The following is a 10,164-nucleotide window of genomic DNA, read 5'->3' as shown; positions in this document are numbered from 1 at the left end:
TTTCAATATTTATTTGTCCATGACCCCACAAATTTCCGTGAAGAACCAAAAAAAGTGCCCCTATCTTCCAGGCACAAAAAATCCCTCAAAAGGGAAACACCCCTTTTAAGGGAAATACCATCTCTTCAATTATTTTTTTCTGCCAGTTTTGCATATTTCATGGCCGTATAGACGCCGTGCTGAAGCGTGGCAAGAATGCCCATACTTCCTTCAAGAAAGCCGCCTTGGAGAAGATAGACCTTGAGCATGCCCAAAAGGGCGTGGCTGGCTGCTTTGCCGTAGCTCGCCTTTTTTCCTCGGGCGTAGGCGTCATCTGCCCAAATGGTCGTATACTGATCGGATTTGCGCCACCAATCGGCAAAGGCCGCATAGGTGTAATGATCCAGACTTTCTGAAAGGGCCACAAGAGGCACGCTGCAGACGGCATGTTCGTGGACCTTTCCCTCCCAGTGGACCGCTGTTTTCGGGAAAAGACGTACAACCCGATCCGGTCCAAAGGCACCATGATGGAAATGATGACCGAAGGCAATATTTTCCCTGCGGAAGGAGTAATGATGATTGGGGACTTCCTTTTTGATGGCAAGGACCTTTTGGATGGCTCCAGCTGTGAGCCGTTCGTCGGCATCAAGATAGAGTACCCAGTCACCATGGGCACCTGTCAGGGCAAAATTACGCTGGGCGGCAAAGTCCCCGTCCCAGGCCCGGTAAATCACAGAAGCACCGCTTTTTTTTGCGATTTCCACGGTCCCATCGTCACTTCCAGAATCAACGACAAGGAGTTCATCGGACCAGGACGCTGCATTTTGAAGGGCGCCAGGGAGATTTTTTTCTTCATTTTTAGTGAGGATGATGCAGGTTATGCTGCCCATGACTATTCTTCCTTTCCTAAAAGTTCCGGATGGCGGACAAGGTAGCCCGTAAGATCCATATACCCTTCCCTTTCCTCACGGTACGGCTGGGGGCCTTCCCGGAGGGCTTCCGGGCCAAAGCCGTCTCCCAAGGGCTGATAAAAATCGTTGCTGTAGGTCCCGTAAGCATTCTTTCGCAGCCAGTGATAGGGCGACACGACATGATCGATGGGATCCATGAGGCTTGTCATGAGGGAATAGTACGTAAAGCCCTTTGGCGCAATGAGTTCAAAAATCGTCGGCAGGATGTTCATATGACCGCCAATGGTATTTTCCCCAAAAAGGGACTGGTCGATTTCAGGATGATGGAAAAACAGGACCGGACTATGGCGTTCCCGCAGGTTCGCGTCCCGCTTCATGAGGCTTGTTTTCCCAAGAACGGCACTCATATCGTAGGAGTGGTCGCCTGTCACGATGAAGAGGCTGTCTGGATAGGCTTCCTTCATGGTGCGCAGGAACTTTCCAATCGCCTGGTCCGAGAACCAGAAGGTCCCCAGATTCTTTTGCAGGCTCTTGTTGTTTTTGATGTCTTCCGGGGCATCCGGCATGACACGCTCCGTATCATAGCCATATTTTTCAAGAGGAATCTTGAAAGGTCCGTGATAGCTTGTCGTATAAAGAAAATGGAACTGATATTCCCCACGCGCTTCGTCCCCAGAAAGAATCATGTCCGCTGCTTTTTCCAGAAAGAGGTTGTCATAGACGCCGACCCAGGTCTTTGGCGCATCAGGGCCGCAAAAATCCGTCGCCGTTTCCACTTCGTCAAAACCGCAGCTGGGGGCAAACTGGTTAAAGTTTCCGTATGTGACATTGCCGCCATACCAATAGGTGGCGTGATAGCCCAGTTTCTTCAGCTGCCGCGGCAGGGCCGTAGGGAGTTTGTTCGTCCAAAAGCTTTCTTTTTCGTTGAGCTCAAGACCAGCGTCAAAGATACCGCTCATGAGGCTCACAATGGACGGTCGGGAAATGATGCCTGCTGAAAGGGCACTCGTAAGCTGCGCGGTGTGGGGATCATCCTTGAGAAACCGCCCGCCCGAGACAAGGTTCAGTGAGGCAAAGGCTGGATCAAAGAACTGCTGCAGGTAGGTCTCCCCCACGAGAAGGAAGATATGGCGGGGTTTTGTGATGCGTGCGCCCTTTGCCGTACGGCAGAAGGCGCAGACAGGATTGGAGAAAGCGGAAAGGGGCGCTTTTACCGGCACTAGCGGTTGAATGGCGGCAAGATCCTCTTCATCCGTATGCTCATAGGCTTCATTGAGGTCATGCTTCATCACCTGTTCCAAGGCCACAAGGTCATCCACGGTAGCCTTGGCAAAAAAGATATCCTTTTTCACAAGGCTCGGGATCGTATCCCATTCAGGCTTATCGTCATGCCAGAAGGTTCCGCCATACCGGAACCAGTAGAACGCAGCGATGCACAAAAGAAAAATAGCTGTGTTGAAGGCGCAGCGAAGAAAAGGCGAAGCAATGTCCGGATAGGAAAGACTGGGAAGCCCCAAAAACGCCAAGAGGGCAAGGCGGCACAAATACAGATAGGGCGCAATGCCAAGAAGGATCCATGCGCCGTGGTCCTGATGGAAGAAGATATCTACGAGGTTGTGCTTTTCCGCATGGGCGCCAAGCTTCATCGTCTGGTTGTAGATGTCATGAAAATGGCTGTAATAGATCATCTTTCCCATAAAGGCAAGATAAAGGACAAGGGCATAAAGAAGGCCGCCTGCAAGACGCAGCGTATCGCCCAAGGCAAAATAGGCGGGGAAAAAGGCACCGGGCAGGCTCACAAGGACCAGAGGAATCAGGAATACATAGGCATTAAAGTCCATGCCCCACCAAAAGCCGTACCGGAAGGTGTGCCAGAGAATCTTTCCCTTCCCCGCAAAAGTGGGATAAGGACTGTAGACCTTGATAAAGATGGCCCGAAAGAGGGCGCAGAGGATGGGGAAAAACAAAAAGAGTTTAGCATCCTGCTGCAAGGATACAAAAAATTGACTGAACATAATGAGCTCCTTTGCTTCTATCTGCTCTTAGTTTATCGATTCTTTGCGTGAACTGCAAGAAAAAGCACAAAAATCTTGTTTTTGCGCAAAAGAAAAAGCCCCTCCCCTGCCGCAAAAAAGCAGGAAAAGGGCTGTCCTTCCAAAATCAGAAGGGGCCGATCTGGACGGCCGTTGCGTAAAACAGGACCACAAAGGCAACAACCCACCAAATGCCCAGCATGGGAATAGCAAATTTCCACCAGCGGCGCAGGGGAATGCCGGCAATGCTGAGGATGGTCATGGTCGTACCGCTTGCAGGAGTGACGCTGTTGGTGAAGGCATCACCCATTTGGAAGGCAAGCACAGCCGTCTGACGGGTAATACCGATGAGATCTGCCAGCGGCGCCATAATCGGCATCGTAATGGCAGCCTGACCGGAACCGGAAGGAACCACCATGTTGAAGATATCCTGGACAATGAACATCCCAATGCCAAGCATGGATTTTGGCACGGCGTTCAGGGAGTTTGCCAGATAGTAGATGATGGTATCAAGGATATGGCCATTATCCAGCAAAATGGTTACGCCTTTGCACATACCGACCATCATGCAGGGAAGCGCCATACCGGCAACACCCTTGATGAAAGCATTGGCGACCTTGTTCGCATTCATGCGGGCTACAATACCGGTGTAAACGATAAGGGCAATGAAGAGAGCCGCAATCTCATCCATATAGAAATCAAATTTTAGGACACCAATAAGGATGCCAGCTACGACAAGACAGAAACCAAATAGAACAAGTTTATGGGTTTGGGTCATATTGCCCGTTTCACCCATGATGGATTCGATGTTCATCTTTTCTTTATAAATCTGGTCATAGTCATACATGAAGCTTTTTTCCGGATGCTTCTTGACCATACGGGCATAAAGGTAGAGTGGGATGACCGTGACAATAATGAGGACTACAAGCATCACAAGACGAATCTGGATGCCAGAGAACATGGGCAGCCCGGAAATGCTCTGAGCCACACCAACCGTGAAAGGATTCGTCACACCGGCACCGTAGCCCGCGCCAACAGCACAAAGGAACATACCGGCCGCTACGATGGAGTCAAACCCTAAGGCATAGCACACGGCTGTCATAAGGGGAATGAAAGCAATATATTCCTCACTGCAGCCAGCTGTCGCGCTAAGGCAGATGAAAATAGGCAGAAGGACGGGGATGATCAGCGTTTCGTGGCCTTCCATCTTTTTGACAACGTGGCCCATGAAAGCGTGGATGGCGCCTGTTTCTGCCATGACATTCAGGGCACCGCCGATGATCATGAGGAAGCCAACAATGCTGGCCGCGCCTTTGATGCCTTTTGGAATGGACATCAAGAAGTCAAGGAGCTTCGTTGGTTTCTGGGCAATGAAATGGAACGAGTTCGGATCAACAATCATTCGGCCGCTGGCTGCATCCTTGATGCGGGCAAATTCACCAGCCGGTACGATATACGTAGCGATGGCACTTAAAACGAGAATGACCGCAATGATCATAATGGGACTCGGAACCGAGACTTTTTTGTTCTGGACAGGCTTCGCCGCCTGCTGAGGATTTTCGCTCATCGTGAGTTCTCCTTTTTTTCTTATAGGGTGACATCCGTAAGTTTCAGGATGGTACGGACCAACATAGCCGTACGGGTAAAGAGGCTTTCAAGAACGGCATATTCCTGCATAGTGTGGGCATGATCGCCTTCGGGGCCCAAAGAATCAAGGATGGGGATTCCCGCCTTTGCAAGGTACGAGGCATCAGAGCAGCCGCCCGGATGGTAAGGGCCAAAGGGCTCAATGCCAAATTCCGCCGCAGATTCATTGTAAAGAGCAAGAAGTTTGAGGTTTCCTTCCGTCTTTTCAAAAACGGGCATCTCCGTTGGGAACTCCACCTCTGCTCTTGTGTTCGGCACGTCAAGATGCTCACAAATGGCTCGAATGGCCGCTTTAAGTTCTTCCAGATCCTTATTGAAGTCGACACGGCAATCCGCTTCGATGCGGCAAAAATCAGGGACGGCGTTTGAAGCCATGCCGCCGGAAATGACATCGGTACTGACGATGCGCCCTTTTTCAAGGTCCGTCAAGGCCCGCATTTTGGTGATAATGCCGGCCATGGCTTCAATGGCGTTGGCCGACGTTGTGTAGGCATTGCCGACGTGACCGCTTTTGCCGTGGACCTTGACCCACACATCCATGCACCCTTTACGGGCGACCGTGAGTACGTGGTTCATACGGCCTGTTTCCATATTGAAGGCACAGAGACAGCCTTCCGCTTCTTCGGTGAGCATCTGATCGGCCCGGGATCCTACATGGGTCGTTTCCTCATCTCCGACAAGGACAACCTTGAAAGGATGGTCCTTGTATCCCAGATCCGTCAAGATCTTGATGACATATAAAAGCATGACGACGCCGCCCTTCATGTCGGCGCAGCCCGGTCCATAGACCTTTCCGTCTTCGATACGGAAAGGATGATCTGGATAGGACCCACTGGGAAATACCGTATCGACATGACCACAGAAGAGGATCGGTTTTCCCGGTCGATCATCGCCCAAAGTTGCCCGCAGCATGGGGATGGTGCAGCCCGTATCAAGGATTGTCGCCGTAAAGCCCTCCTTAGTGAAACGGTCTGCCACTTTTTTTAGGAGGGCGGTAATGAGATCCCCTTCCTTGCTGCCCGCCTGATCATTAACAAGGTCTTTCCAATATTCAATCATATCCTCACGGTATGAGGCCACTTTATTTTTGATGGTTTCCTGAAGATCTCCCATAAAACCTCCTCATAGATTTGTGTCTTCTTTGTGAAAAAATGAATATAAATACATTTTACTCCACAATTATACAGCACGCAATACTTTTTTCTAAAATTCCAGGTTGTACAGTCGTTAAACTTCCCTGAAAAACAAAATCGTTCCAGTCCGGTTAATTATTCATCTCCAATGAAAAAAAGCACCCCACCCAAAGGTGAAGTGCTGCCTCAAGATAAAATCGTTACCTTTTTATGCCCCAGCCAAATAATGAAGGGCAAAATATGCATATACACCAGCCCCATAGGGGAGCGTTTCCTCATCAATGCAAAAATCAGGATGATGGTGAGGATAGATTGCTCCCTTTGCTTCGTTACGAGTTCCCAAAAAGCCAAAGACCCCAGCCGTTTTTCCCATATAAACAGAAAAGTCCTCCGCCCCCATCTGCTTGCGCATAGGAACAAGGGCATCGTCCCCAAGCATATAGCGATACGCTGCCCGGCCGATTTCATTGAGCTCGTGATGACTGTTATCGAGAGGATCAGGGCCAAAGAAATAGGTCAAATCTGCCGTACAACCATAGGCTTTGACAAGATTCTTTGAAAGGGTCTCAATGAGACCGGGGATCTTTTTACGGAAGTCGTTAACAAGAGCCCTCGTAGTCCCCACAAGTACCGTTTTATCAGCAATGATGTTGCTTTGGGTTCCCCCATTCATCATTCCTACAGTAAGGACAAAGGTATTCTTCGGATCATTGACACGGCTTACAAGGGTCTGAAGGCCCATGACAGTGGCTGCTGCAGCGACGATGGTATCATGGCCATTTTGCGGTGCGCTCCCATGCGCGGCCTTTCCGTGAATCGTAATGGTAAAACGGTCACTGGACGCCATGCGGGGACCGTCTTCGAGATTGGCAGTCCCAACGGGAAGAAGTGTCCAAATATGCTGACCAAAAATGGCGTCCACATCATCCAAGGCGCCCGCTTCTACATAATGGCGCGATTCGGTGCCGATTTCCTCTCCCATCTGAAAAAGCAGTTTGACGGTACCACAGATTTCTTCCCGCCGCTCTACAAGGAGACGGGCGGCACCAAGGAGCATGGCCGTATGGGCATCGTGTCCGCAGGCATGCATGACCCCAGGGTTCTGCGAAGCATAGGCCCTTCCGCTGGCATGTTCCGTAATGGGGAGCGCATCAATATCAGCGCGGAGCATAACTGTCTTTCCAGACTGTTTGCCCCGGATGATGCCGACACAGCCCGTCATTCCGGAGAAAGTTTGCACTTCAACGCCAATAGTCTCCAAGGCTTCTTTGATGTGCGCCGTCGTTCCCAGTTCGTGACAGCCCAGTTCCGGATGGCTATGGAAATAACGGCGTTCCTTGATGATATAGTCCTTCAATGCAAGGGCATCTTTTTTCAGTTCATCCATAAGTCAGCCTTCCTTTCCCAATACATTCAGTGCAAAACCGGCATAAATTCCAGCCCCGCGAGGAAGGACCGCATCATCAATACGGAACGTATTGCTGTGAAGTGGGGACTTATCGGTGTCTGTACCCGTTCCCAAATAGGCGATTACGCTGGGAACTTTATCCATGATAAAAGCAAAGTCTTCTGACGCCATCATAGCCGGCATGGTGATAAGGGCTTCCTCACCCCAGAGGGAAACAGCAGCTTTGGAAGCTGCGTCGAGGAGCGCTGGATCATCATTGCTGCACAGTGGCTCGTGGGTGACAACGTCCATCTTTGCATGGCAGTCCATGGCTTCCGCCGTGCCTTGCGCCAAGGCTTCCAACTTTTTGGGAATCCCTTCAAAAAGGTCCCGGTCATAAGTCCGAATGGTGCCTTCCAGTTTCACCTCGTCACAGATGATATTGAACTGTTTTCCAGCCGTCACCTTTCCGATTGTCACAACAAGAGGATCCAAGGGATTGCTGATGCGACTCACAAGGGTTTGGATATCCATGACGACCGCGCTTGCCGCCACGATTGCATCGTGACCGAGATGAGGCGTTGACCCATGGGCCGAAGTTCCCGTAATGGTCAGGTCAAAGTTGGTGCAGGACGTGGAGCGGAGACCTGCATCAAGGGAGATGGTTCCAAGGGGCAGACCAGGCTGCACATGGATTGCAAAAGCTGCATCGACATCCTTTAAGATGCCGTTCTTAATGTAAAAGGGCGCCCCATCCCCCGATTCCTCAGCCGACTGAAAAAGGAGCTTCACGGTCCCCAAAAAATTTTTAGATTCCTCTTTAAGGACCTTTGCTGCGCCAAGAAGCATCGCCGTATGGGCATCATGACCGCAGGCATGCATAACACCTATATTTTGGGAAGCAAAGGAGACGCCGCTTTCTTCTTTTATGGGAAGGGCATCAATATCGGCCCGCAAAAGAACGGTCTTGCCCTGTGCTTTGCCCTCAATGGTCCCGACTAAACCATAATAGGAGGGATAGCGCGTCACAGGAATTCCCATGCTTTCCAGTCTTTTAGCAATATATTCCGTTGTTTTCGCTTCTTTAAAGGAAAGTTCCGGATGCTCATGAAGTTCATGTCTGTCTCTTGTGAGCATTTCTGAAAGCTCACAGACTGCCTTATGTAAATCCATAAAATCACCTTTTCTTTAACTTTTATAAACAGCAAAAGAGGGTCCTGCCAAAATCGGCAGGACCATTGCTTCAACTCAATGAGAAAGGAGAATCGGACCGCCAGGGCCAAGGGGAATATTGAAGATGACCCAAATGGCGATGAGGACAATCCAGCTAATGGCAAAGGACAGGGAATAAGGGATCATATTGGCAATGATGGTCCCCATGCCTGCATCTTTTTGATACTTCCGGACAAAACCAAGGATCAAGGGGAAGTAGTAGAAGAGCGGAGAAAGGGGGTTCGTAATGGAATCCCCAATACGATAGGCCGCCTGGGTTAGAGCAGGATCGTAGCCTAAGAGCATCATCATGGGTACCATGACTGGGGCTAAAATTGCCCATTTTGCTGACGCGGAACCAATGAAAATATTGACGATGCAGGACACAATAATAAGACCGATGATGAGCGGCACACCTGTAAAGTTCCAAGTCTTCAAAAGATTTGCCCCATTGATAGCAAGGACTACGCCAAGATTCGACCAAGCAAAGAACTTCGTAAACTGTGCACAGAAGAAGCAAAGTAGAATGTAGGATGATACGTCTTTGAAGCCCATGGAAATATCGGCGAACATATCCTTATCATTCTTGTATTTCCCACTGGCAAAACCAAAGACAGCACCAGGAACGAAAAGAACCAACGTAACCATGAGGATGATACCCGTCATGAAAGGCGATTTAGGGTCAAGGACGGAATGGGTCTTTGGGTTTCCTAAAATCGGATCCTCACCGATGCACATGAGACCAATGACGATAATCGTAAGGAGCGCACCAATACAGGCTTTTTTGACAGCTGACACCTTTTCTGGCGTGATGTTTGTCAGGTCCTTATCAAGTTCGTACTGACTCAGATCTTCCCCAGCAAAGCGGGGAATCATGAAACGCTCCGTTACAATAGTTCCAACTAGACTAAGAACAATACAGGATACAACCATGAAATAATAGTTGATGGCAGGAGAAGCTTGATAATTTGGATCGATGAGGCGGGCGGCCGCTTCCGTAAAGCCATACGCCAAGGAATCAGACATACCGAGCATCATGTTAGCACAAAAACCAGCAGCAACACTGGCAAAAGCGCAGAATACGCCAACCAAGGGATTCCTTCCCAAACTAAGGAACACAACACCCGCTACAGGCGGCAGGACAACAAAAGCAGAGTCGCCGGCCACATTGCCATTAATTCCGATAAAAATAATGGCAAAGGTAACAACAGCCGGAGCGGCTTTGCCAAGGGCTACCTGCATAAAGGTGGCCAAAAAGCCACTTCGTTCAGCAAGGCCTGCGCCGATGACACAGACAAGAACCATGGCCAAGGGTGCAAAACTTGCAAAGTTATTGACAGCTTGGCTCCAAATCATCCGGAAGCCATCAAGAGTCATAAGATTGAGGACTTTGATGGTCTTTCCCGTACCAGGGTGAACGGCAGAAGCTCCCATACTTCCAAAGATCGCCGATAGAACCAAGGTAATAAGTGCGAGGATAATAAAAAGAGAAGCTGGATCGGGAAGGGCATTTCCTACAGTTTCTACAAAATTAAGAAACCGATCCATAAAAGTCTTTTTCTTTGTTTCCATAATCATTCTTCCTTTCTTTATGTGGATTAGATACAGACGACTAAAAAATACTCCCCCTTTCTTTCTGTTGAAGCATCGGGAACTAGTAAGCATACGGATCCAGATTCGATAAAAATCGGGCATCCCTTTATTTTCCGCATGTAATTAACATTAAGTTTTCTATTATTCGAGATAACTCGAATATTACTCCTTTCATTCGCCTTTATTGTTTTAGTTTTACCACATTCGTCATGGCTTGTAAATTCATTCACCATCCAACTGCTAATTTGGATGAAAACTGTAATAATTGA

7 protein-coding genes are annotated in these 10,164 nt (G+C 49.3%); all 7 read right to left on the bottom strand.

Translation table 11 applies throughout. From position 1 onward, the window contains the following. Window positions 1-125: 125 nt before the first annotated feature. The 7 genes from QZQ08_RS03310 to QZQ08_RS03280 all read right to left on the bottom strand — a co-directional run bounded on the left by QZQ08_RS03310 (window position 126) and on the right by QZQ08_RS03280 (window position 9,874). Entirely contained in the window at window positions 126-869 is a 744-nt protein-coding gene (locus QZQ08_RS03310) for a glycosyltransferase family 2 protein (RefSeq protein WP_296327825.1), read from the bottom strand. A 2-nt stretch (window positions 870-871) separates the two neighbouring features. Next, window positions 872-2,905 carry an LTA synthase family protein gene (locus tag QZQ08_RS03305; RefSeq protein WP_296327823.1) on the bottom strand — a complete coding sequence of 678 codons (2,034 nt, stop codon included), beginning with the start codon at window positions 2,903-2,905 and terminating at the stop codon, window positions 872-874. Between the two features lie 145 nt (window positions 2,906-3,050). Then, window positions 3,051-4,490, bottom strand: coding sequence for a YfcC family protein (locus QZQ08_RS03300; RefSeq protein ID WP_296327819.1), 1,440 nt, complete (start codon window positions 4,488-4,490; stop codon window positions 3,051-3,053). Window positions 4,491-4,510: 20 nt separating this feature from the next. Further along, on the bottom strand, window positions 4,511-5,683 hold the full coding sequence (locus QZQ08_RS03295) for a M20 family metallopeptidase (protein ID WP_296327816.1): 1,173 nt from the start codon (window positions 5,681-5,683) through the stop codon (window positions 4,511-4,513). A gap of 228 nt (window positions 5,684-5,911) precedes the next feature. Beyond that, window positions 5,912-7,090 (bottom strand): M20 family metallopeptidase, encoded by a 1,179-nt coding sequence (locus QZQ08_RS03290; RefSeq protein ID WP_296327814.1) that lies wholly within the window; start codon window positions 7,088-7,090, stop codon window positions 5,912-5,914. Between the two features lie 3 nt (window positions 7,091-7,093). Continuing rightward, window positions 7,094-8,263: a M20 family metallopeptidase gene (locus tag QZQ08_RS03285; RefSeq protein WP_296327811.1), complete on the bottom strand. Its 1,170-nt coding sequence runs from the start codon at window positions 8,261-8,263 to the stop codon at window positions 7,094-7,096. 75 nt (window positions 8,264-8,338) lie between these two features. Beyond that, complete coding sequence (locus QZQ08_RS03280; protein WP_296327808.1) at window positions 8,339-9,874, bottom strand: AbgT family transporter; 1,536 nt, start codon at window positions 9,872-9,874, stop codon at window positions 8,339-8,341. Window positions 9,875-10,164: the final 290 nt, after the last annotated feature.

Source organism: uncultured Acidaminococcus sp. (assembly GCA_900538365.1).
Taxonomy (GTDB): Bacteria; Bacillota; Negativicutes; order Acidaminococcales; family Acidaminococcaceae; genus Acidaminococcus.
The sequence above is the reverse complement of the archived record's forward strand: the minus strand, read 5'-3'. Positions and strand labels throughout refer to the sequence as shown.

Excerpts from the sequence above, each read along its gene's own strand:
- QZQ08_RS03310 (WP_296327825.1), bottom strand. The coding sequence starts at position 869 with ATGGGCAGCATAACCTGCATCATCCTCACTAAAAATGAAGAAAAAAAT.
- QZQ08_RS03305 (WP_296327823.1), bottom strand. The coding sequence starts at position 2,905 with ATGTTCAGTCAATTTTTTGTATCCTTGCAGCAGGATGCTAAACTCTTT.
- QZQ08_RS03280 (WP_296327808.1), bottom strand. The coding sequence starts at position 9,874 with ATGGAAACAAAGAAAAAGACTTTTATGGATCGGTTTCTTAATTTTGTA.
- QZQ08_RS03285 (WP_296327811.1), bottom strand. The coding sequence starts at position 8,263 with ATGGATTTACATAAGGCAGTCTGTGAGCTTTCAGAAATGCTCACAAGA.
- QZQ08_RS03295 (WP_296327816.1), bottom strand. The coding sequence starts at position 5,683 with ATGGGAGATCTTCAGGAAACCATCAAAAATAAAGTGGCCTCATACCGT.
- QZQ08_RS03290 (WP_296327814.1), bottom strand. The coding sequence starts at position 7,090 with ATGGATGAACTGAAAAAAGATGCCCTTGCATTGAAGGACTATATCATC.
- QZQ08_RS03300 (WP_296327819.1), bottom strand. The coding sequence starts at position 4,490 with ATGAGCGAAAATCCTCAGCAGGCGGCGAAGCCTGTCCAGAACAAAAAA.